Origin of the sequence: Vreelandella sulfidaeris (assembly GCF_042429665.1) — a bacterium.
In the GTDB taxonomy this organism is placed as follows: domain Bacteria; phylum Pseudomonadota; class Gammaproteobacteria; order Pseudomonadales; family Halomonadaceae; genus Vreelandella.
In genome coordinates this window covers 78,691-102,573 of record NZ_JBHMAC010000002.1, presented here as the reverse complement: position 1 = coordinate 102,573, position 23,883 = coordinate 78,691, and the positions used below count along the sequence as shown (strand labels likewise).

Annotated in this window: 25 protein-coding genes; 14 read left to right on the top strand and 11 right to left on the bottom strand. The window is 52.6% G+C overall.

Features of this window, described 5'->3' with window-relative positions:
* The first annotated feature begins 13 nt into the window (after positions 1-13).
* From ACFFLD_RS00495 to ACFFLD_RS00485, 3 genes are read left to right on the top strand one after another with little or no spacing between them, the layout of a single operon-like run.
* Positions 14-430 carry a hypothetical protein gene (locus ACFFLD_RS00495; RefSeq protein WP_386043800.1) on the top strand — a complete coding sequence of 139 codons (417 nt, stop codon included), beginning with the start codon at positions 14-16 and terminating at the stop codon, positions 428-430.
* 7 nt (positions 431-437) lie between these two features.
* Positions 438-1,709 (top strand): ATP-binding protein, encoded by a 1,272-nt coding sequence (locus ACFFLD_RS00490; protein WP_386043798.1) that lies wholly within the window; start codon positions 438-440, stop codon positions 1,707-1,709.
* A gap of 60 nt (positions 1,710-1,769) precedes the next feature.
* Entirely contained in the window at positions 1,770-2,309 is a 540-nt protein-coding gene (locus tag ACFFLD_RS00485) for a response regulator transcription factor (protein ID WP_386043796.1), read from the top strand.
* A 142-nt stretch (positions 2,310-2,451) separates the two neighbouring features.
* Here ACFFLD_RS00485 and ACFFLD_RS00480 read toward each other — a convergent pair whose 3' ends face one another.
* Positions 2,452-3,225 carry a 3-hydroxybutyrate dehydrogenase gene (locus tag ACFFLD_RS00480; protein ID WP_386043794.1) on the bottom strand — a complete coding sequence of 258 codons (774 nt, stop codon included), beginning with the start codon at positions 3,223-3,225 and terminating at the stop codon, positions 2,452-2,454.
* 51 nt (positions 3,226-3,276) lie between these two features.
* The gene (hybE, locus tag ACFFLD_RS00475; protein WP_386043792.1) at positions 3,277-3,702 is read right to left on the bottom strand and encodes a [NiFe]-hydrogenase assembly chaperone HybE; all 426 of its coding nucleotides are present in this window, start codon (positions 3,700-3,702) and stop codon (positions 3,277-3,279) included.
* Positions 3,703-3,883: 181 nt separating this feature from the next.
* On the opposite strand from hybE, the gene ACFFLD_RS00470 reads away from it, so the two are divergent.
* On the top strand, positions 3,884-4,147 hold the full coding sequence (locus ACFFLD_RS00470) for a GrxA family glutaredoxin (RefSeq protein WP_386043790.1): 264 nt from the start codon (positions 3,884-3,886) through the stop codon (positions 4,145-4,147).
* A gap of 141 nt (positions 4,148-4,288) precedes the next feature.
* Positions 4,289-5,056 (top strand): DUF1338 domain-containing protein, encoded by a 768-nt coding sequence (locus ACFFLD_RS00465; RefSeq protein ID WP_386043788.1) that lies wholly within the window; start codon positions 4,289-4,291, stop codon positions 5,054-5,056.
* A gap of 78 nt (positions 5,057-5,134) precedes the next feature.
* On the opposite strand, the gene ACFFLD_RS00460 is transcribed toward ACFFLD_RS00465, so the two are convergent.
* Together ACFFLD_RS00460 and ACFFLD_RS00455 are read right to left on the bottom strand one after the other, a co-directional pair.
* The gene (locus ACFFLD_RS00460) at positions 5,135-5,800 is read right to left on the bottom strand and encodes a CoA transferase subunit B (RefSeq protein ID WP_386043786.1); all 666 of its coding nucleotides are present in this window, start codon (positions 5,798-5,800) and stop codon (positions 5,135-5,137) included.
* Between the two features lie 74 nt (positions 5,801-5,874).
* Complete coding sequence (locus ACFFLD_RS00455; protein WP_386043784.1) at positions 5,875-6,573, bottom strand: CoA transferase subunit A; 699 nt, start codon at positions 6,571-6,573, stop codon at positions 5,875-5,877.
* A gap of 148 nt (positions 6,574-6,721) precedes the next feature.
* On the opposite strand from ACFFLD_RS00455, the gene ACFFLD_RS00450 reads away from it, so the two are divergent.
* The 3 genes from ACFFLD_RS00450 to ACFFLD_RS00440 all read left to right on the top strand — a co-directional run bounded on the left by ACFFLD_RS00450 (position 6,722) and on the right by ACFFLD_RS00440 (position 9,519).
* Positions 6,722-7,618 (top strand): LysR family transcriptional regulator, encoded by an 897-nt coding sequence (locus ACFFLD_RS00450; protein ID WP_386043782.1) that lies wholly within the window; start codon positions 6,722-6,724, stop codon positions 7,616-7,618.
* A 105-nt stretch (positions 7,619-7,723) separates the two neighbouring features.
* Positions 7,724-8,605 (top strand): acyltransferase, encoded by an 882-nt coding sequence (locus ACFFLD_RS00445; RefSeq protein WP_386043780.1) that lies wholly within the window; start codon positions 7,724-7,726, stop codon positions 8,603-8,605.
* Positions 8,542-9,519 (top strand): LysM peptidoglycan-binding domain-containing protein, encoded by a 978-nt coding sequence (locus ACFFLD_RS00440; protein WP_386043778.1) that lies wholly within the window; start codon positions 8,542-8,544, stop codon positions 9,517-9,519. The genes ACFFLD_RS00445 and ACFFLD_RS00440 overlap by 64 nt, the downstream gene beginning before the upstream one ends.
* Positions 9,520-9,590: 71 nt before the next feature.
* Here the strand turns inward: ACFFLD_RS00440 and gcvT are convergent, their stop codons facing one another.
* Positions 9,591-10,703 carry a glycine cleavage system aminomethyltransferase GcvT gene (gene gcvT / locus ACFFLD_RS00435; protein ID WP_386043776.1) on the bottom strand — a complete coding sequence of 371 codons (1,113 nt, stop codon included), beginning with the start codon at positions 10,701-10,703 and terminating at the stop codon, positions 9,591-9,593.
* A 138-nt stretch (positions 10,704-10,841) separates the two neighbouring features.
* A complete protein-coding gene (locus ACFFLD_RS00430) occupies positions 10,842-12,248 on the bottom strand; it encodes an alanine/glycine:cation symporter family protein (RefSeq protein WP_386043774.1) in 1,407 nt (468 codons plus the stop codon).
* A gap of 484 nt (positions 12,249-12,732) precedes the next feature.
* Between ACFFLD_RS00430 and gcvH the strand changes: the two genes are divergently transcribed.
* Complete coding sequence (gene gcvH, locus ACFFLD_RS00425; RefSeq protein WP_386043772.1) at positions 12,733-13,122, top strand: glycine cleavage system protein GcvH; 390 nt, start codon at positions 12,733-12,735, stop codon at positions 13,120-13,122.
* Between the two features lie 81 nt (positions 13,123-13,203).
* Positions 13,204-16,098 (top strand): aminomethyl-transferring glycine dehydrogenase, encoded by a 2,895-nt coding sequence (gene gcvP, locus ACFFLD_RS00420; protein ID WP_386043770.1) that lies wholly within the window; start codon positions 13,204-13,206, stop codon positions 16,096-16,098.
* Between the two features lie 45 nt (positions 16,099-16,143).
* On the opposite strand, the gene ACFFLD_RS00415 is transcribed toward gcvP, so the two are convergent.
* On the bottom strand, positions 16,144-17,052 hold the full coding sequence (locus tag ACFFLD_RS00415) for a LysR family transcriptional regulator (protein ID WP_386043768.1): 909 nt from the start codon (positions 17,050-17,052) through the stop codon (positions 16,144-16,146).
* Between the two features lie 187 nt (positions 17,053-17,239).
* Between ACFFLD_RS00415 and ppnN the strand changes: the two genes are divergently transcribed.
* The 3 genes from ppnN (at position 17,240) to ACFFLD_RS00400 (ending at position 19,756) form a co-directional block, all read left to right on the top strand.
* Positions 17,240-18,622 carry a nucleotide 5'-monophosphate nucleosidase PpnN gene (gene ppnN, locus ACFFLD_RS00410; protein ID WP_386043766.1) on the top strand — a complete coding sequence of 461 codons (1,383 nt, stop codon included), beginning with the start codon at positions 17,240-17,242 and terminating at the stop codon, positions 18,620-18,622.
* Positions 18,623-18,689: 67 nt separating this feature from the next.
* Positions 18,690-19,421 carry a sulfite exporter TauE/SafE family protein gene (locus tag ACFFLD_RS00405; protein ID WP_386043764.1) on the top strand — a complete coding sequence of 244 codons (732 nt, stop codon included), beginning with the start codon at positions 18,690-18,692 and terminating at the stop codon, positions 19,419-19,421.
* 134 nt (positions 19,422-19,555) lie between these two features.
* The gene (locus ACFFLD_RS00400; protein ID WP_386043762.1) at positions 19,556-19,756 is read left to right on the top strand and encodes a hypothetical protein; all 201 of its coding nucleotides are present in this window, start codon (positions 19,556-19,558) and stop codon (positions 19,754-19,756) included.
* A 75-nt stretch (positions 19,757-19,831) separates the two neighbouring features.
* Here ACFFLD_RS00400 and ACFFLD_RS00395 read toward each other — a convergent pair whose 3' ends face one another.
* The 3 genes from ACFFLD_RS00395 to ACFFLD_RS00385 all read right to left on the bottom strand — a co-directional run bounded on the left by ACFFLD_RS00395 (position 19,832) and on the right by ACFFLD_RS00385 (position 22,730).
* Positions 19,832-20,665, bottom strand: a complete 834-nt coding sequence (locus ACFFLD_RS00395; RefSeq protein WP_386043760.1) for a DUF6694 family lipoprotein — start codon at positions 20,663-20,665, stop codon at positions 19,832-19,834.
* A 90-nt stretch (positions 20,666-20,755) separates the two neighbouring features.
* A complete protein-coding gene (gene mepA / locus ACFFLD_RS00390; RefSeq protein ID WP_386043758.1) occupies positions 20,756-21,589 on the bottom strand; it encodes a penicillin-insensitive murein endopeptidase in 834 nt (277 codons plus the stop codon).
* Positions 21,590-21,659: 70 nt separating this feature from the next.
* Positions 21,660-22,730 carry an alpha/beta hydrolase family protein gene (locus tag ACFFLD_RS00385; protein WP_386043756.1) on the bottom strand — a complete coding sequence of 357 codons (1,071 nt, stop codon included), beginning with the start codon at positions 22,728-22,730 and terminating at the stop codon, positions 21,660-21,662.
* A 452-nt stretch (positions 22,731-23,182) separates the two neighbouring features.
* Here ACFFLD_RS00385 and ACFFLD_RS00380 point away from each other — a divergent pair, with 452 nt between their 5' ends.
* Positions 23,183-23,383, top strand: coding sequence for a hypothetical protein (locus ACFFLD_RS00380; RefSeq protein WP_386043754.1), 201 nt, complete (start codon positions 23,183-23,185; stop codon positions 23,381-23,383).
* Between the two features lie 62 nt (positions 23,384-23,445).
* On the opposite strand, the gene ACFFLD_RS00375 is transcribed toward ACFFLD_RS00380, so the two are convergent.
* Complete coding sequence (locus ACFFLD_RS00375; protein WP_386043752.1) at positions 23,446-23,670, bottom strand: hypothetical protein; 225 nt, start codon at positions 23,668-23,670, stop codon at positions 23,446-23,448.
* Positions 23,671-23,883 lie beyond the last annotated feature (213 nt).

Sequence of the window (23,883 nt, the reverse complement as noted above, 5' to 3'; positions counted from 1 at the left end):
GATCCCGTTGTTTATGCAGAACGTGCGACGCTATGCGGATATTATTGCCAGCCTGGAAGGGTTGATGTGGCTCAGCCTCATCTGGTCGATTTCTCTTTCCGTCCATATCGGCAGCACCGAACCCATCCTGGCCAGCCTATTTGTGATTGGGGCACTGGTAGTCTTTAGCTGGGCGCATCGGCCACTGCGTTTTTTACTTGGTCGCTACCATATCCGCAAACGACGCACCGACATGTGGATGCACATCTTGGCGCTTCCGCTGCTGCTAGCGATGTTCTTCCACATCATGCTGGAAGCCTTATTAGGTAGTGCCTGGCTACCACCTAAAATGTTGATATACACTATATTAGCGTCAGCTGGGTGGACCACCTATGTCATGACGCTGTTCATTAAATTTATCATTCACGGCCTCAAAGCCAAGTCTAAATAAGTCCAACATGCCCACAGCGCTTCCACTGCCCCTATCGACCCCTAACCGCAACCTGGTGCGGCTCACTATCGTGCGCGGCATTACCTGGACGGGGTTTCTAATCGCCATCATTGTTGGCGTCGAGCTACTCAACTTCGCATTGCCGGTCACCGCTGTCGTCAGTGTGGTGATATCTATGGGCATTCTTAATATTGCCACCTGGTGGCGTCTAGGGCGCCCACGCGCCGTTACTCATCTGGAATACCTACTGCACTTACTCGCCGACATTACCGGTTTGACGCTAGTGTTCTACTTCTCTGGAGGTTCAACCAACCCCTTTATTACCTATTACCTGGTGCCGGTGACCATTGCCGCGGCTACCCTGCCCTGGCGTCATGCCTGGATCATTGCCGGGTGCTCTATGGCTGGCTACACCTTTTTGATGTTTTCCTACCACCCCATTCCCCAGTTGGGTCATATCAATATTGATAGCCCACTGAGCCTGCACATATTGGGCATGTGGCTTAATTTTGGTCTCTCAGCGGGGCTCGTGACGTTTTTTATCTACAAAATGGCCCATGCGCTGCGCAGCCGCGACCAAGCACTTTCCCGTACCCGTGAAGCCGCTCTGCGCAATGAACAAGTGCTGGCCGTGGCCACCCAAGCGGCGGGCACCGCCCACGAACTAGGTACACCGCTGTCTACCATGGCGGTATTGCTTAAAGAAATGCAGGCTGACGCTCCTGCGGACTCGACGCTTGAGCAGGACATTAACTTACTGCGCCAGCAGGTGGATGTGTGCAAATCGCGCTTGCAAAATCTAGTTTCCAACGCTGACCGGCGGCGCATGGCTGAAGCCGAAGTGCTCGACGCTGAGGAGTGGCTCTCGGGTGTGGTACAACGCTGGCTGGTCTTGCGGCCGGATGTTAGCCACCAATTTGACGTAACGGGCAAACGCGGCCGTCCCTGGCTCGCCGTAGACGCCACCCTTGACCAAGCGTTAACCAACTTACTGAACAATGCCGCCGACGCAAACCCTGAGCAGATCGCCATTCGCATAGACTGGCACGAAGAGAGCGTGGTAATTGATATTAGAGACCACGGCCCAGGCGTGGCCATGTCGATTGCCGACCAGTTGGGCGAAACGTTCATTTCGACAAAAAGCAAAGGCATGGGTATCGGTTTGTTTTTAACCCATGCCACTATCAATCGCCTTGGGGGTGGCGTAAGCCTGTATAATCACCCGGACGGAGGCACGTTAACGGAAGTGACCCTGCCTCGCTGCGGAGCACCTCATTAAATAATGAGGCACCCCTGAATTTTTAGTAACAAGCACCTCCAGCAATAGGTTAAGACCATCATGCAAATGCGAGAACAACGCCTGCTGATTATTGATGACGATGAAATGTTCTGTCATGTGCTGAATCGCGCGCTATCAAGGCGCGGTTATGAAGTCATCGTTGCTCACGATGCAGAGCAGGCATTGGCAATGGCCGCGCAACACTCACCGAGCATGGCGACACTTGATCTAAAGCTGGAAAACAGCTCAGGTTTGAAACTACTGCCAGAGCTACTGGCTACTTGCCCTCAATGCCGTATCGTCGTTCTTACCGGCTACTCAAGCATCGCAACCGCTGTAGAGGCGATTAAATTAGGCGCTGCCAATTACCTCTGCAAGCCTGTGGACGCCGACGATGTGCTGACCGCGTTTGAACGCCAAGGTGGCGACCCCGACATTGAGCTTGCCGACAATCCACCGTCCATCAATCGTATTACCTGGGAGCATATTCAAAAGGTGCTTCAAGAGCATGATGGCAATATCTCGGCCACGGCACGCGCGCTAGGAATGCATCGACGCACGCTGCAGCGCAAATTGCAGAAACGGCCTGTACGTCGCTAGTTTGGGTAATCCTAAAAGCAACACCTGTGCACAGGGAACGTGCACAGATTGACCAGCAGCAACCCAGTAGACACGGTTCTCGCCTGACCGCCAAGGAAGGCGGCAATACCCGCCCTCTCAGCAATAGAGATAGCTTAGCGCCTTAGTGCGCCGTCCAGCCTAGATCAATATTAAAACTTGAGCCTGTGACCGCACCGGCAGCATCTGACGCTAGATAAGCCACTAACTGAGCAACTTCCTCAGGCTCGATCAAGCGTTTAATGGCCGCCTGCTTGAGCATAACTTTTTCAATGACTTCCTGCTCATCCATACCGTGCAACTTAGCCTGATCGGCAATCTGATTATCGACAAGCGGCGTTTTCACATAGGCAGGACATACCGCATTGGCCGTAATTCCCTGCTCTCCACCCTCCAGTGCCGCTGTTTTGGTTAAGCCAATCATGCCGTGCTTGGCACTGATATACGCCGCTTTACCGGGTGACGCCACCTGGGCATGAATCGACGCCACATTAATAATGCGCCCCCAGCCATTTTTACGCATATGCGGCCACGCGGCCTGGGTGAGCAAAAAAGGGGCCGTCAGCATAAGATCCATTATTTGGCGCCACTTCTGTTCTGGAAACGTCTCAATAGATGCCACATGCTGAATACCGGCATTATTGACCACGATATCGACGCCACCAAAGCGCTTGACCGCGTCGGCCACTGCCCCACGGCAGGCATCAGCATCGGTTAAATCAGCCTCAAAAAAAGCCGCCCCAGCCTCCTCAGCAACTGCTTTGCCTGCCGGATTGAAATCAACGGCGAGAACTTGATAACCGCATTCACAAAAATGTTTAACCACTGCGGCACCAATACCACTGCTAGTACCGGTTACCAGGGCAACGCGGGGAGTTGTCACGGCTTGAGAGGTCATAGTTAAATCCTTTCACTAGGTTGAGAGACTTTTTAAGGTAGCGGTGTTCAGTTAGGTACTTATCTCTTCGGTCGGTTGCATTAAACGAGACATCATATGCTGAGCAAGCCTAGCGGCCTCTTGCATGCTTTCAAGATCGCTTACATCGGACAAAATCACTCGTTTATAAAACACATGTCCCTCCGGCAGGCGATCAAGGGAGAGCCAATAGATGCCGGAAGGAAGTAATAGCTTGAGCGAATCCGCCACCGGCTCAGTAAGACACGTTTGATCAGGTACCTTGACCAGACTAAGCTCGCACGGCGTTATCAGCGCGCCCACCATTCCTCCATCAGCATGATGCTGAAAGCATAGCGCATCTACCCCCAAGTGGGGATTCCACCCCTTCCCTTGTTTGATGACAGGAAGATGCTCATTTCGATATGCCGTCGCCAGCTTAGCGAGAAACGCGTATTCATCAGCGGTCAGCATTTGCATAAAGGTGCCCTATCCTCGGTCATTACAGCTATCAATGGCTAATGTAGCGAGCCGCTATTGGCGAAACGTATTCATCTCATCCACAATGGACGTTAAATTGGCGTCTCACCAGCCACTCGTTTACGACGCCGTTAGTGCCTACTTTGTCATTTATTCTACTTATCGTTAAGGAGCGCCAACGATGTTTGTGGTTATATATGGTCGCATGTCATGCCCTTTTTGTGTACGCGCGAAGCAACTTGCCGAACATTTGGAAAACTCAGGTAAAATAGAAGGTTATCGTTATATAGATATGCCATCTGAAGGGGTTACCAAAGAAAACATCGCCAAAACAGCGGGAAAACCCATTCGTACGGTACCGCAAGTTTTTGTCGACCAGGCCCATGTCGGCGGCTTCACCGAGTTTGACCAGTTTGTTCGTGATAAGCAGCTACTGGCTGGTTAACCCCCCTTATTAATCAAGCGCGGCCGTGCCGTTAAAAGCCGCGTTAACACCCGTTGAATCCTTGCCTTTCATGCTTGCCTATACTGGTTCAGTTAGTTAACGACCCACGCCAAATGTGCATGTTTGAGCAAGGAGTTCCCCATGCAACGTCAAGAGTTTGCTCAGCAGCTATGGCTTGACTATGTCCATACCCATCCCGATATTGGCGCTTTAAGACTTTGGCCTATTTCGATTGCAGCCGAATACCTAACCCTGGTAACGCTCAATTACGGTGCGTTTGCTGCTAATCCGCTTTCCAGTAAATTAGTCCATATGGGCTATCGCCCTATGGGTCACTACGCGATGGCCGACAAAGGGTTGCTGATTCATTTACTGGCACCTAGTGATAGCAGCAGTTGGCTGGTGTTGGCCGAGCTGCAGATCGGTACGTTGTCCAAAGCGCCTCGTCGAGCTATCGAAGGGCTGGTTCAACAATCTCACCCACAAGATTGCAAAGGCCACAATTTACTTTGTCGAGGAAGGCCTTGGCCGATGCCCTCATGGGCGCTTTATCAGCAGCTACTGCAGGCTAATCCGCTAGCCGCATGGCTTTCGGTAATGGGGCCGCGTCTTCATCATGCTGGTTTTGATTGCAACACGTTAGGCGAGCCTTTGCCCGTTCTCAATGAGCGAATCACTGAGGTCGGCATGCCTAGCCTTCAAGGGCAACAAAATGGGGTCTTTTCGGTCTCGTCGTTGATTGAACATTGTTTTTATCCAACCTCAGCGCAAAAACTGGTATTCGCTGATGGCGATGAGCATCGTCTTTGCTGTGGTGGTTTGGCACTCGTTCAAAAACGCGTGAGCGACACCCATGAGCGTACTGCTGAAATACTCCTGCCCTACCACACGCGATGTGAAATGGCCTGAAACGCTGGCGATAACGCCGCCAGCGTTCCATTACTGGACGATTAAATGAGCTAAATGAGTCCCCAGTTGAAGCAGATACTATTCACCGACAAATGTCATCTCGGGAACATGGTCAGGAACAATCAGCTTTCCTGCGGTTTTTTCGATAATTTCTTCAACACTAACGCCCGGCGCACGCTCTTTAAGCACAAAGGCGCCGTCTTTAATTTCCAGGTAAGCCAGGTCCGTCAAGACGCGGTTAATACAGCCGGCACCGGTCAACGGTAGCTCGCATTTTTCCAATAGCTTGGATTCGCCGTGTTTTGAAGCATGGGTCATCGTGCAGATGATGTTTTCGGCGCCAGCGACCAGGTCCATTGCGCCGCCCATCCCTTTGATCAGCTTGCCAGGAATCATCCACGAGGCAATATTGCCCTCCTGGTCGACCTCAAAAGCACCTAATACGGTCAGATCGACATGCCCACCGCGAATCATGGCAAACGATTCAGCAGAAGAAAAAATGGCTGCCCCAGGGCGGGCTGTTACCGTCTGTTTACCGGCATTGATCAGGTCGGGGTCAAGCTCTTCTTCGGTCGGGAAACGCCCCATTCCGAGCAGGCCATTTTCTGACTGCAGCATGACATCAATACCGTCGGGTATGTAATTGGCTACCAGGGTGGGAATACCGATCCCCAAGTTGACGTAAAAACCATCTTCGAGTTCGCGAGCGACACGCTGAGCCATCTGTTCTCGTGTTAAAGCCATGGTGACTTCCTCTTGTTGAGCCGATATAAAGCGGTGAAACGTTTGAAAGAGTGGCGTGTTAACGATGAGATGCGTTAACTATGCACGGTGCGTTTTTCGATACGTTTTTCAAACGTGCCTTGAATAATCCGATCCACATAAATCCCGGGCGTATGGATCTGACTAGGCTCAAGCTCACCTGGCTCGACGATTTCCTCTACTTCCACGACGGTGATTTTTCCAGCGGTGGCCGCCATAGGGTTAAAGTTCTGCGCCGTGTGACGGTACATCACATTACCGTAACGGTCCGCCTTCCAACCTTTCACGATAGCGAAGTCACCGATAATCGCTTCTTCTAAAATATAGTGACGGTCATTGAATACGCGTACTTCTTTGCCTTCACCAATCGGCGTTCCATAGCCGGTAGCGGTATAAAAAGCAGGGATACCCGCACCACCGGCGCGCATTTTCTCAGCCAGCGTTCCCTGTGGCGTCAATACGACCTCGATTTCGTTATTGAGCATTTGCTGTTCAAACAGAGCATTCTCACCCACATAAGAAGCAAGAATTTTGCTGATTTGACGATCTTCGAGCAGCACTCCCAGCCCAAAGCCATCAACCCCACAGTTATTGGACACCACCGTAAGATTGTCGACTTTCCGTCGCTTAATTTCGGCAATCAAATTTTCGGGGATTCCACATAGACCGAAACCACCGGCGAGCACTGTCATGCCGCTCTCGATGCCTTCCATTGCCTCTTCGTAGGAAGATACCCGCTTATCGAATCCTGCCATTGTTATGCCTCACATTGTTGTGGGTGATAAATGCTGTCATTGATACGTTAACCGGCTAGTCCGCTAGTGTCAGTGTTGTGCGAGATGATATATTTGTTAAGTTTGTTTTTTTTATCAATTTATTTATAAAACCAATAAAAGGCACTCCATGACGGTTAAACAGCTACGCGCTTTTCTTGCAGTCGCTCAAACGCTCAGCTTTACTCAGGCCTGTGAGCGCTTGCACTTATCTCAACCAGCGCTCAGTTTGGCCATTAAAGGCCTGGAAGAGTCCCTGGGCGGTAAACTGCTAATCCGCAGCACCCGTAGCGTCAGACTAACGCCTGAAGGAGAGTCTCTACTACCGCTAGCTAAGCATCTATTGGCCCAATGGGACAATACCGAAGAACGCCTGCGTCAGCGCTTCACGCTTCAGCTTGGGCGGCTTAGTGTGGCAGCCATGCCGGCCTTTGCCTGCAACCTACTCCCCGCCGCGCTAGTTAAATTTCGACAGCAGTACCCTAAAATCAATATCACCGTACACGATGTGATCAATGAAGAAGTCACCGAAATGGTGCGCTCCCGTCAGGTTGAAATGGGCATTGCCTTTTTACCGGAAGGCACCGGCAGCCTGCTTTTTACACCGTTGTTTGATGATCATTTCATAGCCGTCGTCCCCCCCACAAGCCGATTGGCCCAAGCCCCTCATCTCGACTGGGCGACACTTCTCAAGCATGATTTAATCACTCTGCAGCGCCCTTCAATGGTGCGTCGTTTATTGGAGCAAGAGTTGAATAAGCGGGGCATGGAGCTATCGGTAGCCTTTGAAAGCCATCAGCTGTCGACGGTGGGTAGAATGGTCGCTGATGGGCTTGGCGTTAGCGCGGTGCCCTCCATGTGTATTCGACAAATGCATGAACTGGGCGCCCGCTGCATACCGCTGACAGCACCCGCCATCTCTTGCCAGGTAGGTATATTGACCCATCAAGAGCTTTCCGTTGCCGCCCATGCGTTGCGAACGGTGCTGTGTCAGACCGTTCAAGCGCCTTCATTAACGTTAGACTAGGGCGATACAAACGTTGTCGCGGGCTAGGTTTATGCTGGGCAGCGTGGCTACGATCCTTTAGCATTCAACCCTAAGCTATTGGCCTGACAGTAAGGGAAACGCGGTATGGCTATTTTCAAAGGGCTAGTTAGTGCATTGCTATTAACGCTCAACACGCTGTTTTGGGGCGGACCTCTTATTCTGCTGACCCTGCTAAAAATTGTCGTTCCGGGGCAGCAGCTAAAACAAACGGTGTTACAGGGACTAAATGGCGTCGCCCTGAATTGGATAGGGTTTAACCTATGGTGGATGCGCCACTGGTTAAATACGGAGTTACGTGCCTATGTACCCGATAATTTAAGTCCCCAGCAGTGGTGGTTGGTAATATCTAACCATCGCAGTTGGACAGATATTTTTATGCTGCTAATGGCGCTGCATCGGCGGATTCCAATGCCGCGTTTTTTTCTTAAGCGCCAATTAATTTGGATTCCCATTGTGGGACTGGCATTTTGGGCGCTGGAATTTCCTTTCATGCGCCGTTTTAGTCGAGAGCAAATTGCCAAAAACCCTAAATTAGCCACCATCGACAGAGTGTCTACTGAGCGGATGTGCCGCCAGGCACGCACAAAGCCCATTGCGATTTTTAATTTTGTGGAAGGCACCCGTTTTAGTGCGGCCAAGCGTGATGCTCAACAGAGCCCCTACCGCCATTTGTTGCGCCCCAAAGCAGGCGGTGTTGCGCAGGTACTTAGTCTGCTAGGCAAGCAATTGAATGGTATCCTGGATGTCACCATCAGCTATGCCAACCCCACGCCTACATTTTGGGGTTTTTTGTGCGGCAAGGAGGCGCCCGTTACGTTGCAGGTACGCCAACTCAGCATTCCTGAGTGGATGTATGCCCCGGATAATCTCGATGAAAAGCAGCATAAGGAACGCTTCCACACATGGATCAATTCACTTTGGTTGGAAAAAGATGGTCTGCTGGCCAACCAAACCGATCACGATTAAGCGGTTGGTTGAGTGTTTGCTTGTTGGCAGGGCTACTCACCGGTTGCGCCAGTTCGCCACCGCCCTCTTACCAACGCGCCAACATTACCAATGCCAGCCAGATTAGCGGCGACTGGGTTCAGGTACGGCGCGGTGATACGTTGGGCAAATTGGCAGCTCGGGCTAATGTCCCCTTAGAACGTCTGCAGCGCTTTAATCCGGGCGTGAATGCTCGCCGTCTTGAAATCGGCCAACGCTTATTGATTCCTACCCAGCAAGAGCGTGCTCCCTCTGGCGGCCCTTATCGCTACCAAATCCGTCCCGGTGACACGTTTTCCAGTGTCGCCAGGCATTTTGGCACCACGACTGGCCGTATCCAGAGTGCCAATCCCAGCGCATCACCTACCCACTTGCGCATAGGCCAGGTGATTAGTCTGCCGCTTGCCAGTTCGACGCCCCGCAACGCGTCTGCGTCAACCAGTGGCACCAATCGAAGCAGCGCCTCTAATGCGAGCAGTCCGGCTCCGGCCGCCAGTGCACCGAGCCAGCCGTTACCCGCAGCAGCGCGCCGTTGGCCTTGGCCGTTAGATGATTATCGTGTGGTTCGTCGCTTTGGACCCGATAGCCGTGGCACCTTGCAGCCCATGCTGCTGGCAACCCAGGCTGGCGCCCAGGCCAAATCGGTAGCGCCCGGGGAGGTACGCTTTGCAGATGGCATGCGCCAGTTAGGCGAAGTAGTGATCGTGCATCATGCTGACAACCTGCAAACCGTGTACGCGCTGTGCGACCAAATCATCGTCAACGTAGGGCAGCAGGTGAAGGCGGGCGACCCGCTATGTGAAGTAGGTAAAAGCAGCGCCACCCAACGCTACGATTTACTCTTTGACCTGCGTCAAGGCGGCAAACCTATCGATCCCAAGAAGGTGTTGCGCTAACCGACGGTCTCTCCTGCCTGGGCAGAAGAGACCGCTTACCACCACAACACCAGAGCCGTTTGACGACGGCCCTAGCCTCGATAATAACCAGGTTTTATAAATGGCGTGGGGGTTACCACCATGGGCAGTTGCTTGCCACGCACAATGGCAAATAACGTTGTTTGTGGCGCTTCTACGTCACGCGAGACATACCCCATTGCAACGGGCTTGCCAACACTGGGCCCAAAGCTGCCGGAGGTCACAACACCAACCTCATTGCCCGCCTGATCCACCAACACTGCGCCTTCTCGCACGGGTGCACGCCCTTCCGCCAATAGCCCCACACGTTTGCGGGTATGATCTTTCGCATCCACCTGATGAAGAATAATCTCGGCGCCCGGAAAACCACCGGGGCGATCACCGCCATGACGACGCGGCTTGCCCACTGACCAAATAAGCCCGGCTTCCACCGGTGTCGTCTGCATATCCATGTCGTGGCCGTAGAGGCACAAACCCGCCTCTAAACGCAGCGAGTCACGGGCACCCAGACCAATCGCCTCTACCTCAGGCTCCGCTAAGAGTTGCTCGGCAAAATCCTCGCAGGCATCGGCGGCCACGGAGATCTCAAAACCATCTTCACCGGTGTAACCGCTGCGGCTTACCCAAACGTCGTGACCGGCAATGGTAAAGCGAGCATGCTGCATAAAGACTAATTGACACGCGTCAGGACAGAGTCGTTGCATCACATCCCGCGCTTGAGGGCCCTGCAACGCTAACAAGCCACGATCCAAAGGCTCAATGGTATATGTTGAATCCAGGTTGAGGCGTAGGTGGGCTAAATCCTGGTCTTTACAGGCAGCGTTCACCACCAGATAAAAATGATCGCCCGCATTGACCACCATTAAATCATCAATGATGCCGCCGTCACTGTTGGTAAACACACCATAGCGCTGGGCGCCCTTTTCAAGCCCTACCAAGTCAGCAGGTATCAGCGTTTCCAGGGCCTCGGCGACATTGTCGCCGGACACCGCAATTTGTCCCATATGGGAAACATCAAACAGGCCGCACTGTTGGCGCGTATGCTCATGCTCTTTCTTGACGCCCAACGGATACTGTACCGGCATATCGTAGCCGGCAAAGGGCACCATTTTGGCGCCCAGCTTGAGATGCAACGCGTGCAGCGGCGTTCTCTTCAAATCGCTCATGGGGCTTTCCTTACGTTAAAATCACTTACTAACAAAGAGAACGGGAAGCCACCTTAAGGTGCCTTCCCGAGCTTGCCGTTACTCACATCGTCAATGCACATTCGGTACGCACAAGGCTATTGCCCGAGCACGAAAGCATTATTGATCGTGATCGAGTTCTTCACCAGGCAACACGTCTTTACCGTCGAAGTAATCCTTGGTTAGCTTAAAGACTACCGGTGACAGCAAGGCCAAGGCAATCAGGTTAGGAATCGCCATCATGGCATTAAAGGTGTCAGCCATTAGCCAGATGAAACCAAGCTGAGCGATGGCACCTAGCGGAATGGCCAGTACAAAGAGCACCCGGTAGAGCATGATAGACCGAGTACCAAACAAAAACTGGCAGCACTTCTCGCCGTAAAATGACCAGCCTAAAATAGTGGTAAAGGCAAAAATAGCTAGCGCCACCGCCACGATCTGATTGCCAAAGCCCGGCAGTGCCGCATCAAACGAGAGCGCCGTCAGTGAGGCCCCCTGTTCGCCCGTTTGCCAAACCGTAGAGGTCAGAATCACCAGCGCGGTTATCGTGCAGACGATAATGGTATCGATAAACGTGCCCAGCATCGCGATTAAGCCCTGGCGTACTGGATTTTTGGTTTTGGCCGCTGCATGAGCAATGGGCGCACTCCCCAGCCCCGCTTCGTTCGAGAAAATACCGCGCGCCACACCAAAGCGGATAGCCGCCATCACTGCTGCCCCGGCAAAACCACCGGCCGCCGCCATGGGGTTGAAGGCATAGTAAAAAATCAGGCTAAAGGCTTCACCAATCTGCGACGCGTTGATGATCAGCACCAGCAGGCCCGCCACCACATAAGCAATACCCATCACTGGTACCAGCTTGCCAGCCACTTTCGCGATACGCTTGATGCCGCCCAAAATCACCGCACCGGCCAGCACCATAATCACCACGCCTGTTAGCCAGTGCGGGATACTGAAGGTAGCATCCATCGCATCAGCAACAGAGTTGGACTGAACGGTATTGCCAATACCAAACGCGGCCACAGCGCCGAAGAAGGCAAACAAGCCCCCTAGCCACAGCCATTTCTGACCCAGACCATTTTTGATATAAAACATGGGGCCACCCACGTGATAGCCGGTGCTGTCGGTTTCACGATAGCGCACCGCCAATACCGCCTCGGCAAACTTGGTGGCCATCCCGACTAAGGCGGTAATCCACATCCAAAAAACCGCGCCGGGCCCGCCCAAGGCAATCGCAGTGGCCACGCCGGCAATATTGCCGGTTCCGATGGTCGCCGATAGTGCCGTCATCAGCGCGTCAAAAGGCGATATTTCACCTTCATCGCTCTCTTTATCTGTCGGCTTGGCAACACTAGGCTTAGCGTCACGCCCTCCCCACATTAGCTTGAAACCCATACCGAGCTTTCTAATCGGCATCAGTTTCAAGCCAACCTGCAGATATATCCCCACACCTAGCAGCAGAATCAACATGACGGGGCCCCAAACCACGCCATTGATCGCCCCCAAGAGGCTTGTTAATGTCTCCACGTTTATCTCCTCACTGTGTAACGTACGTCGATTATTGTTTATTCGTAACGTCGCGTATAACGCTTAGCGGACGATTTGAATGTTTTACACTATAAATTTAACAAGCATCTATCGTGATGTCGCTTGTGCATAGAGGATACCGCTTTTTTCATAACCCACCCGTTTTTGTCTAACGACGATTGTCTAGCTATCCGTGTCCAACTATCAGTGTCCAACTATCCGTGCCTAACAAGCAGTGCCTCGATAGTAGTGCTATTTCAGCAAGCCAAGGGGAGTTATTGGTGCCAGTATGGCGCAATGAAGAAATTTGTTTCCGATTGGAAACACGGTACCATAGGCGCAGATTTACTCGGCCAGCAACTGACGATGGCTCAATCAAACCTCAGTGGTTAGGTTAATCAACGCATCGGCCAGCAGTCGCCAAAGCGAACCACAACCGCTAGTATGCTCGGGTCCAGAAAACTGTTTCTTATAGGAAAACATCATGAGCAACCTTCCTGCTACTCTTCGTTACGCCGAAAGCCACGAGTGGGTGCTAGACAACCAAGACGGCACCGTGACGGTCGGCATTACTGACCATGCTCAACAAGCGTTGGGCGACGTTGTGTTTGTTGAACTGCCCGAGGTGGGTACTACGCTGAGCAAGGGCCAAGAGTTTGGCGTGATCGAGTCTGTCAAAGCCGCGTCAGACCTTTACTCGCCGATTGCTGGTGAAGTCCTTGAAGTTAACAACGCACTAGAAGATGCCCCTGAAACAGTCAATGAAGCCCCTTATGAAGGCGGCTGGATCATGAAAGTTCGCCTGGATAGCGATTCGCTCGAAGGATTGCTAGACGCCAAGGCTTATCAAGCAACACTAAGCGCTGACGACTGATTATCCTGACAGCCTGCCTTACAGACAGGCTGTTTAGCTTATTACTCTGCACGGCTCCCTCTAACGTCCGGAATCTTCTTCATGTCTTTTGAAACACGCCGTCTGGCCGAGCTGGCCGATCACGATGCTTTTATCAAACGTCACAATGGTCCAAGTCACGAAGACGTGGCCACGATGCTAAAAGCGCTTAACATGCAGCACATGGAAGATCTGATTGAGCAGACCGTGCCGAGCGATATCCGCCTTGGCCGTGAGCTCGCGCTAGAGGAGCCGCGCAGCGAAGCAGAAGCCTTGGACTATCTAGCACAACTGGCGCGGCAAAACCGTGTAGCCAAAAGCTACATTGGGCAAGGCTATTACGGCACCCATATGCCGGCCGTCATTCAGCGTAACGTGTTGGAAAATCCAGGCTGGTATACGGCTTATACGCCTTACCAGCCGGAAATCTCACAAGGTCGCCTGGAAGGACTACTTAACTTTCAGCAAGTGGTCATGGACCTGACCGGTATGGAACTGGCGAACGCTTCCCTGCTCGACGAAGCGACCGCCGCTGCCGAAGCCATGGCGTTATGCAAACGTAGCAATAAAAAAACCAACTCCAACGCTTTTTTCGTTGCTGACGATGTCTTTCCCCAAACGCTTGATGTAGTTAAAACCCGTGCGGAGTTCTTTGGTTTCGAACTGATTACCGGCCCAGCAGAAGAGCTTACCCAGCACGATGTGTTTGGTGCTCTTATTCAGTACCCTTCTGCCAGCGGCGAAGTTCGCGATCTGGCGCCGCTATTAAGCGCGGCGGCCGAGCGTCATATCATGACCTGCGTGGCCAGTGACCTTTTAAGCCTGGTATTACTCAAAGAGCCAGGCACGCTGGGAGCAGACATTGTCGTCGGCAACTCCCAACGTTTTGGGGTGCCAATGGGCTTTGGCGGCCCTCACGCGGCGTTTTTTGCCACCTCTGATAAGCTCAAACGTTCTATTCCTGGACGTATTATCGGCGTTTCCAAAGATAGCCGGGGTAATACCGCCCTACGCATGGCAATGCAGACCCGCGAGCAACATATCCGTCGCGAAAAGGCCACGTCTAACATCTGTACCGCTCAGGCGTTGCTGGCCAACATTGCAGGCTTTTACGCCACCTATCACGGTGCGGAAGGGTTACGCAAAATTGCCAACCGGGTTCATCGTTTAACCACGGTCATCGCAGAAGGCCTCAAACAGGCACACGTCACGCTCGTCCATGACAGCTGGTTTGATACGCTGCGCTTGACGGGGGTAGACGCAGGCAAAATTCATGGTCGTGCCATGACCCATGATATCAATCTGCACTACTTTTCGAATGGTGATGTCGGCATTAGCCTGGATGAAACTACCACTGCCCGCGATGCCGCGACGCTCTTGGATGTCCTGTTGGGCGATGAACACGGCCTTTCCGTTACCCAACTTGACGAACAGATAGTCGCTGAGGGTGCCTCTGGCATTCCCGCTGCCTGTCAGCGCGAAAGCGACTTTTTACAGCATCCCACCTTCAGCCGCTATCGCAGCGAAACCGAAATGCTGCGCTACTTAAAGCGCCTGGAGAACAAGGACCTGTCGCTTGCCCACGCGATGATTCCGCTTGGCTCCTGCACCATGAAGCTGAACGCAACCAGCGAGATGATCCCTGTCTCGTGGCCCTCGTTTGCCCATCTGCATCCATTTGCACCGCGTGATCAAGTGGCTGGCTACCACCAGATGATTGATGAGTTATCGGCTTTTCTGGTGGAAGTAACCGGATACGACCATCTTTCCATGCAGCCCAACTCAGGCGCGCAAGGCGAGTATGCTGGGTTAGTGGCAATTCGTCGCTATCAGGCCGCTCAGGGCGAAGGGCATCGTAATGTTTGTTTGATTCCTAGCTCCGCCCACGGCACCAACCCAGCCTCGGCAGCGATGGTGCAAATGAAAGTGGTGGTGGTTGAATGCGATCATAATGGCAATATCGATATGGCGGACTTGCGTGCTAAAGCCGAACAGCACCGCGATCATCTATCTGCCATTATGTTGACCTACCCCTCCACCCACGGGGTGTTTGAGACCAGTGTGCGGGAAGCATGCAACGTAGTGCATGACAACGGTGGTCAGGTCTATATTGACGGCGCCAACATGAATGCGCAGGTTGGCTTAACCCGTCCTGGCGATTTCGGCGGCGACGTGTCGCATCTCAACCTGCACAAGACGTTCTGTATTCCTCACGGTGGCGGTGGCCCTGGCATGGGGCCGATTGGTGTCAAAGCACACCTGGCACCCTTCGTGTCTAACCATGTCGTCACTCCTATCAACGGTGTTAACGCTGATAGTGGTGCTGTCGCTGCCGCCGCGTTTGGCAGTGCCTCCATTCTGCCAATCTCCTGGGCCTACATTAAAATGATGGGTGCCCGAGGGCTACGCGAAGCTACCGAGCTTGCCATCCTCAACGCCAACTACATCGCCAAACGCCTGGAAGCCTCGTTCCCGATTCTTTACCGGGGTAAAAACGGCACCGTGGCGCACGAATGCATTATCGATATTCGTCCGTTAAAAAGCGCCTCGGGTATTAGTGAAGAGGATATCGCTAAGCGATTAATGGATTATGGCTTCCACGCGCCGACCATGTCCTTCCCGGTGCCTGGCACGTTGATGATTGAGCCGACGGAGTCTGAGTCGCTGTATGAAATCGATCGCTTCTGCGATGCCATGATCGCTATTCGTGCTGAAATTGCCCGAGTCGAGAGCGGCGAGTGGTCGCTCGACGATAATCCGCTAGTGAATGCACCGCATACCCAAGCGGATTTGATGGACAGCGACTGGCAGCGCCCTTATGACCGCCAGACCGCGGCATTCCCCACCGCGGCCGTGCAGGCAGCGAAGTACTGGCCTGCCGTTAACCGGGTCGATAACGTGTTTGGCGACCGTCAGTTAATCTGCTCCTGCCCCAGCATCGACGACTACCGCGATTAACACGCTGTTCGATTAAACACTGTACGACACGACGCCCCTGGTGCCTTATAAAGGCGATGACACCAGGGGTGTTTTTTCTTGCAAACGCTGGGCATGAAAACCACTGAGCAGTTTTTCATAGCGCTTGGGCAGTACTGAATCACGGCGACGCAGTAAATAAAGCACTTCATTGACGGCATTGGCGAGGTTGAGTGCCTTAACCTGACGCTGCCAGGGTGAGGTTTCCAGGACCAGGCGTGAAACAACGGTAAAGCCTAACCCACGCGCTACCGCGTCCAGCACCATGCTGACTTCATTGGTAAACCCCTGATGACGAAAATGCGTCATGGAGCGAAACTCGTCCGGGTAGTTCGCGCGCAGCAGCGCATTCGCATGGTTAATGCCGTCGTAATAGTTAAGAAACCCGATCCCCATCAAGTCCGACAGCGTATCACCGGCAAAATCAGCGGGCACGACCAAACAGAGCGGCTCTTGATGCCAAATAGTGCAGTCAAGCTCGGGGTGGCTCATGGCTTCGGTGACGATACCGATGTCGTAACGTCCTTCCAGCAAGTCGTTGACGATTTCGTGGTTGAAGGCAAAGCTGTAGTTAACGGTTAGATTAGGGTGCATTTGCTGCTGCCCCAATATATAGGGATAGAACATTAGCCCCACGCTGCCTGGAGAGGCAATCCGGCAATCGCCACTATCTAATGAATCGTCATCCAGTCCATGGCGAAACTGCTCATGGTCAGCAAAAAGTTTTAGCGCATAATCATAAGCACGCCGCCCAGATTCCGTGAGCGTGAAACTACGGCCTCTACGCGCTAGCAGCTCTTTATTTAAATAGTGCTCTAACTTACTCACATGCTGGCTTACGCCAGGCTGAGTCATTTCCAAGCGTTGTGCGGTGCGTGTAAAACTCCCTGTTTCTACAAGCGTAATAAAGGTACGAAAATATTGGGCATTAAACATAGTTAAGCGCCATGATTTTGAAAACCGGTTTGAAAAACCGTCTTGGGTAACAATCGGCTCGTTAGCCGCCGTGATTTAAATAAGCCCCATAATAACACAGCCGGCTTAGCCATCCGCCCCGCTGTACCCAATGCAGGTGCATGGTAGTATGCCAATAGCCACCAAACGATTATGGATAATCCCGATAATGACCGAGCACGCTCAACCCCGCGAGACCCTTTCCAGCATAATTTCTCCTGAAGGGAGCCTTGAAGTACTCTCACAGCATGAGGTTAATCGGCTTCACAGCACTTCCCAAAGCGGCCTACATGATCTGTTACGGCGCTGTGCATTAGCTGTACTCAATTGCGGCAATCCCAGCGACGACAGCCTGGCGATTTTAGAAGCTTATAAAGATTTTGATATTGAAGTACTGCAGCAAGATCGCGGCATTCGCTTAAAACTAACGAATGCGCCCGCTGAAGCGTTTGTCGATGGCCGCATGATACGCGGTATACGTGAGCATTTATCCTCGATAATCCGCGACATTGTGTATGTCTACAATGAAATCCAGCACCATGATCGTTTTGATCTAAGCACCGGAGAAGGCACCACCAACGCCGTTTTTCATATTTTACGCAAAGCAGGCACCTTACAACCCAGCCGCGATCCCAGTCTTGTTGTGTGCTGGGGAGGCCACTCTATCTCGCGGGAAGAGTACGAATACACCAAAGATGTGGGGTATCACTTAGGGCTTCGTGATTTGGATATTTGTACTGGCTGTGGGCCCGGTGCAATGAAAGGCCCGATGAAAGGGGCTAACGTCGCCCATGCCAAGCAGCGACGCAAGGATAGCCGCTATTTAGGCATTTCCGAACCCGGCATTATCGCCGCCGAAGCACCTAACCCTATCGTTAACGAACTCGTGGTCATGCCGGACATTGAAAAACGCCTGGAAGCGTTCGTTCGACTGGGGCATGGCATTATCGTCTTCCCAGGCGGGGTCGGTACCGCCGAGGAAATTTTATATTTACTGGGCATTCTGCTGCACCCCAGTAACACGGGCACGCCTTTCCCCTTGATTTTCACTGGCCCGGCTAGTTCGTCGGCTTATTTTCAGAAAATTGATGAATTCCTGGTGTATACCCTCGGCGAGGACATCCGCCGCTATTACACCATCATTACCGGTGATCCGGTGGCAGTGGCGCGCGCTATGCGGCATGGCATCAATGAGATCGCGGAGTTTAGACGTGCCCATCAGGACGCTTTTTACTACAACTGGCGGCTCACCATTGCTCGAGAATTTCAGGCTACGTTTGAACCCACCCACGAAGCGATGCGCAGCTTAGCGCTTCATCGCCAACAACCTACCCACGAGCTAGCGGCCAATCTTCGTCGCGCTTTCTCAGGCATTGTGGCAGGTAACGTCAAAGAGGCCGGCATACGCGCCATTGAAGCTAATGGCCCGTTTGTGCTGACAGCCGAGCCTGAACTAATGCAACGGCTTGATGAGTTATTAACCTCGTTTGTGGCTCAAGGACGCATGAAACTCGATGGCCAACCTTATACGCCCTGCTATGTACTTAAATAGGGGCGCTCGATTAAATAAACCGCTATTTCCATAGAAGCGCCACGAGAAAAACACCGGGATGCTTACAATGCTGATTACGTTGATAACGCTGTTAGCCGCAGGCATCGTCAAAGGGGCCATCGGCTCGGGTGTCCCGGTTATCGTAGTGCCCATTCTGACCATGCTCTACGATGTGAAGCTCGCTATTGCCGTATTAGTGGCGCCCAATCTGTTCAGCAATGCGCTACAGGTATGGCAGTATCGGCGCCACCTATTGCCGCTACGTTTTCTAGCTGCTTTTTCTCTCGCCGGTGGCCTGGGTATTGTGCTGGGAACATGGGGGCTGGTGGCATTCTCGGCTGAGACCCTGTCACTAGGGGTCGCCTGTGCCATTGTGCTGTATCTCATTATTAAACTAGCCAGACGCCAAATGGCACTGCCCTTTCATATTGCTCAGCGGATGGTGATTCCGGTTGGCTTACTTGCTGGGATGCTGCAAGGGGCGGCAGGTATGTCGGCCCCCGCGTCGGTCACGTTTCTGAATGCCATGCAACTGGAGCGGCGAGTCTATATTGGCTCTATTTCGGTTTTCTTTGTTGCGATCACTTGCGTACAAATACCAGCCCTTGTCAGCGCCAGGATTTTAACAGTAGAGCTTTTTTGCTTCAGTGTGCTGGCCTTGATCGTTATCGTGGCCACTATGCCACTTGGCGCGCGGCTGGGTAAGCAGCTACCCCACCGCTGGTTTGATAATTTGATTATGTTGTTGCTTGCAGGCATCGCTGGCAAAATTTTCATCGATACGCTGATTGCCAACTAATCATGAAAGCACCATAACCAATGGGCGCTGCCATTTGGACAAGGCAGCGCCAGGAACCATTTTAGAAATACATAACCTAACTAACGACGCTTAGTGAGTATTTTCTCGCTCTGACACCTTGAAAGGAACTCAACATGTCGATGATCGACCAACTGAAAGATGGCAACACCAAAGACTTCGCTAAACACTGCTATGAAAGTAGCAGTATTGAGAAGTTACGCGATGCGTCCGAAGGCAGTGCTGATCAAGCGGAAATGGAACATTGGGAACTATCCGAAGGACAGTGGGAAGAGGCCATTGCGGCTGCGCTGGCAGATCATGAAGCCAACCAATAACCCACTTTAACCAGGTCATGACAGGAGCGCTCTAAGGACTCTCGTTTAGAGCGCTTTCAGTGACGTTAAGTCGTTTTATTCCACGCTGAAGAGCACCCCACCGTACTCAGTACGCAAACGTTCCAATGTGGCAAGCTCCTTATCTGTCAGTGCGGGAGCATCCCATAAAGGCTGTTGTTCGCTACCCCGCACCCCTTCCAATACAAGCGTTAGCTGAGCATCATCAGGTATTTCCGACTGTCCCCATGGGCCAAATCGATTTGGAGCCAGACTCCATGCCAACGTCTCTCCTGGGGCAATTCCTCCCGGTATCACATAATAAAATGTTTCATCGACCCAAGGGGTTAATTGACCAGGACTGTTAAGAACACCTGTTAGCACCAACTCGCTGATCGTTTGATCAGTCCCATTGGTCACTTCAAGGTCAATGACGGGCTCTGGAACGCCGTACGGACTTTGGCTCATGTAATAATGTGCTTTATCAATGGTAAACAGTGCTAACTGCTGTTGCTCACGGTTGGCGGTAGCCTGCTTTTCTTCCAGACGTTTCAAGGTACGAATGGCTTGGTCACGCTCGCGTGACCGTTGCTCACGGAGTATCTCGTCCGCACGATGAATAATTTGGTCTCCCGTCAGACCATGCATTTTCTCATTGGCTGATTCGGCAATTTCGACCGCATTCATGCGGTCAGGATTAAGAATATTGATGCCATTAAACGCTGTTGACGTGGCAATGATGATCAACGCTTGATCAAAATCATTGCGCTTGTAACTGGGCAATGCGTTGCGCACTTTCTCGACCGAGAGCACCGATGCCGGCATGGAGCTTGTATCGATTTTTGGATCTGTACAACCGGTTATCAAAAACACTGACAGAGTGATTGCAGACAGCCTTAGGAGGCTCCCCATACATTTACCTTAACGTAGGTGGATATAAATGTGCAGGGAGCTTAATCGAAACAGCCAACAACCTCTACCAAAGCAGTCATAAATAAACGCTTAGGGGTTTAATACCGCAGCACAGGCAGGCGGTAGCGTTCGGTTTGGACTGGGATAGACCTCTGGGCGAGGGGTTGGGGCGAACGTATGGCAGCCTTCACCAGGGGGCGGTGCGGGTTGGCCAACACATTCAGTAGCCCCAGGCGGACAACGCAGACGTACATGTAGGTGTTCGTCATGGGAGTGCCAGGGACGAACCCGACGCAGCCAGGAACGGTCATCCCACTCCCGCTCACAAAGGTCGCGCTTGACCGCGCCATCAACAAAGATACGGGCCACACGCTCATCTTCCGCGGCAAGACGAATCAGCGTGGCGTGATCGGCGCCCCAGACACCCTCAACTCGGTTGGTCGCGGGGTCCACCAGTATCGGTTGTGCGAGATTTTCGCGTTCGCTACGCGCTAGCGGAGGCAGGTCAAGCCGAAACCAGATATCGACATCCAATCCACTCTGGTGGCTTACATGCCCAGAGGGCATCGGCCCTCCGCGTGGCTGGGCCATGTCCCCCACTAGCATAGGGCCAACCCCCGCCGCCTCGACACGCTGGCCAAGCCGTTGAATATAGTCAATGAGCGTAGGATGACCGTAATGGCGATTACGCACTAGATCCACCGCTTGGTAGCCAACGCCCTCCGGAGGAAGCTGCTCAGCGCCAATCAAACAGGCCCCACCATGATGGCCGATGATACGGGGCTCGCCGGACATTGGCTCGGTGATATCAGCCCAATCGTCGGCGGCGAGCGCACTGGCACTCCAGCATCCACAAGCAGCAGCAACGGCGAGCCATGTGCTGGTGGCTCGTAAGAAGCGCCGCTGAAAGAAAACACAGGACATCAATAAGGTCTCCTTGTTGTTAACAACGATGGTAGAAGCCCGTTATAAAAGACATTGGTTGAAGATTGCCTCACTTGCGTTGTTGACGAGCAAGCCACTCGAGGCCGGGCCGGTAAAGCATGTCATGCTCGCCATCGAAGAGTATTAGTTCGGCTGGCCCCGACTGCAGATAAAGCAGGACTTCCGCACCAGCCTCATCGAAATACGGGAAGGAACGCTCATTGAGATTTGAGCGCTCGACCAGCGCGTCGGGCACCTCTCGATGCTCCATGAGCTGATTGATCTGATCTTGCGGAATAGTGTCCTCCTCGGCGGCTAGGTCGTTGAAAGCGTGAAGCGCCTGCTCCGGCGGCACGGTGTGATCATCAATACCGTGACCGATGAGCACGCGAACCTCTCCCGCCACATCAGACAAATGGACGCTAACACTGCGCTCGGCGCACTCTTCCTGAGCGTTGCTCACCTCTTCAGGCACTCCGCCGCAGGCACCGGCAATTTCACTGGCATACGGCTCACCACGCTCGTCATTCCATTGATACCAGGTCACCAGATCATAAACCGGCACCCATGCCACAACACCAGCAAAGTCATCGGGATGGCGGCTGGCGAAATGCAGAGCATTCATCGCTCCGCCGGAGTAGCCGAGTAGATAAATTCGCGACTCGTCGATGTTGGCGTTTTCGCGTGCATAGGCAAGCGCATCCTCCATGTCCGATATCACCAGTTCGGAGGCCGTCGATTCGGGACGGCCATCATTCTCGCCACGAAAATCAGGGTGTATAAACACCCAATCATTAGCCTCCGCAAACTGCCCCAGGGGGATATCAATATTTTGCAGATAGTTGATGCTCCAGCTATGCAGTACCAGCAACAATGGCTTCTCTTCGTCCGTACCGGAGTCATAGAAGAGGGCTGGCTGCCTGGTGTCATCCGCCGAAGACGGGATGTCGATATCCTCAATACCCGGAATGTACTCCTGCCAGACTGACAGCTCGGCATCAACGGCGGTACCAGGAAAGCCGCTGACAATAAGGTGCTCACTGGGATGTTCGAGCGTTACCTCCAGGGGGTCGTTGGCGCCCGCCAACGTTTCCGGCGCGGGTTGTTGAGCTTGAGCAGCACTGACATTAAGAAGCCCCATCACGGCGGCTCCAAGTACCCGCGAGGGTTGCCAATGAGTGTGCCTGAACATCTGGCTATTTATAGCTAATCGATAGCAAGGTGACGTCGTTTTATTAGTTATCCCCATTTCTCCTAAGCGTGCCTTTGTTCCTGGCATCGTGCCGATGAATACTCGCACCAAGCTCATGACGCGCTAAGCACTCGGTAACACTCATATTCAACCGTTACTAACAAACTAGTAAAAAGCCTGGGGGATAACCTGTTTTTTAGACAAACATAGATTAAATGGCCCACGAGCTACCCACCAAGTGGCAGATACTGTCTTATTATTGGCGAGTGTTTTGCCATTCGCTGGACACATTCAAAAGCAATTTTATGGAGGCATCACATTGACGGTTGATATTGCCTCACGGTAAGACCAGCATTATGTGGGTAATGCATCAATGTCCACGCACCAAACAGGAGGCAGCGATGAGCCATTGGACGCTAGCGGACTTTTCCGTCAACGTGATGAGTCATGGTGGTTTTGTGGAAGGGAAATATATTAATGAAGATAAACAAGCGAGCGTCTCGGTATCGTTTGAAACGCCGAGCGACCTTAAGGACATTAGCGTTGCAGAGCTGATGAGACGTTTAGATGAGGCGCGCGATAATGCGCTAGCAGCCAGTTAGCGCTGTTTAATTGCCCCGGCAAGGACGCCCACCGGGGCAACGCTGATTGGCCTGAGGGGTTTTTAGTGTTTCGTTTTATTGGCGGCTATGCCATCCGTTACCTTACGCAAACCCTTTTCAATCAGATGTTCGTCATCGTTAGGGCCTTGAACTTCATGCTCTTTGTGCGCCTCGCTTGGGACTATTTCGGCGCCACAGGTATTACATTTAGCTACCTCTTCCGGGGCTTCTTTCCCATCCGCCTTATAGTCTTGACCGCATTTCTGACACTGTTCGATACGCTTCATCTTGGCTCTCCTTTTGCCATTACTGCTTATTTAGAACCACGGCCACAAGAATAGGTTCCCTACCGATGGCATGTATAGAGGTCATAGGTATCCGTTATCAATGCTTGGCTAACGCAAAGCGTCCAGTCACGTCCGTATTCACTCCTACCTTCTTATTCACGCCCACCATGCAATAGCCAATAACCGCCTTTTTACGTGCTGGCATCAGTTTTT

Coding starts and splice junctions, on each gene's coding strand:
- ACFFLD_RS00495 (WP_386043800.1), top strand. CDS start 14: ATGCAGAACGTGCGACGCTATGCGGATATTATTGCCAGCCTGGAAGGG.
- mepA (WP_386043758.1), bottom strand. CDS start 21,589: ATGTCCTGTGTTTTCTTTCAGCGGCGCTTCTTACGAGCCACCAGCACA.
- ACFFLD_RS00415 (WP_386043768.1), bottom strand. CDS start 17,052: ATGTTTAATGCCCAATATTTTCGTACCTTTATTACGCTTGTAGAAACA.
- ACFFLD_RS00400 (WP_386043762.1), top strand. CDS start 19,556: ATGTCGATGATCGACCAACTGAAAGATGGCAACACCAAAGACTTCGCT.
- gcvP (WP_386043770.1), top strand. CDS start 13,204: ATGTCTTTTGAAACACGCCGTCTGGCCGAGCTGGCCGATCACGATGCT.
- ACFFLD_RS00485 (WP_386043796.1), top strand. CDS start 1,770: ATGCAAATGCGAGAACAACGCCTGCTGATTATTGATGACGATGAAATG.
- ACFFLD_RS00405 (WP_386043764.1), top strand. CDS start 18,690: ATGCTGATTACGTTGATAACGCTGTTAGCCGCAGGCATCGTCAAAGGG.
- gcvT (WP_386043776.1), bottom strand. CDS start 10,703: ATGAGCGATTTGAAGAGAACGCCGCTGCACGCGTTGCATCTCAAGCTG.
- ACFFLD_RS00440 (WP_386043778.1), top strand. CDS start 8,542: ATGGATCAATTCACTTTGGTTGGAAAAAGATGGTCTGCTGGCCAACCA.
- ACFFLD_RS00450 (WP_386043782.1), top strand. CDS start 6,722: ATGACGGTTAAACAGCTACGCGCTTTTCTTGCAGTCGCTCAAACGCTC.
- ACFFLD_RS00470 (WP_386043790.1), top strand. CDS start 3,884: ATGTTTGTGGTTATATATGGTCGCATGTCATGCCCTTTTTGTGTACGC.
- ACFFLD_RS00490 (WP_386043798.1), top strand. CDS start 438: ATGCCCACAGCGCTTCCACTGCCCCTATCGACCCCTAACCGCAACCTG.
- ACFFLD_RS00480 (WP_386043794.1), bottom strand. CDS start 3,225: ATGACCTCTCAAGCCGTGACAACTCCCCGCGTTGCCCTGGTAACCGGT.
- ACFFLD_RS00445 (WP_386043780.1), top strand. CDS start 7,724: ATGGCTATTTTCAAAGGGCTAGTTAGTGCATTGCTATTAACGCTCAAC.
- ACFFLD_RS00395 (WP_386043760.1), bottom strand. CDS start 20,665: ATGGGGAGCCTCCTAAGGCTGTCTGCAATCACTCTGTCAGTGTTTTTG.
- ppnN (WP_386043766.1), top strand. CDS start 17,240: ATGACCGAGCACGCTCAACCCCGCGAGACCCTTTCCAGCATAATTTCT.
- hybE (WP_386043792.1), bottom strand. CDS start 3,702: ATGCAAATGCTGACCGCTGATGAATACGCGTTTCTCGCTAAGCTGGCG.
- ACFFLD_RS00385 (WP_386043756.1), bottom strand. CDS start 22,730: ATGGGGCTTCTTAATGTCAGTGCTGCTCAAGCTCAACAACCCGCGCCG.
- ACFFLD_RS00460 (WP_386043786.1), bottom strand. CDS start 5,800: ATGGCTTTAACACGAGAACAGATGGCTCAGCGTGTCGCTCGCGAACTC.
- gcvH (WP_386043772.1), top strand. CDS start 12,733: ATGAGCAACCTTCCTGCTACTCTTCGTTACGCCGAAAGCCACGAGTGG.
- ACFFLD_RS00465 (WP_386043788.1), top strand. CDS start 4,289: ATGCAACGTCAAGAGTTTGCTCAGCAGCTATGGCTTGACTATGTCCAT.
- ACFFLD_RS00375 (WP_386043752.1), bottom strand. CDS start 23,670: ATGAAGCGTATCGAACAGTGTCAGAAATGCGGTCAAGACTATAAGGCG.
- ACFFLD_RS00455 (WP_386043784.1), bottom strand. CDS start 6,573: ATGGCAGGATTCGATAAGCGGGTATCTTCCTACGAAGAGGCAATGGAA.
- ACFFLD_RS00380 (WP_386043754.1), top strand. CDS start 23,183: ATGAGCCATTGGACGCTAGCGGACTTTTCCGTCAACGTGATGAGTCAT.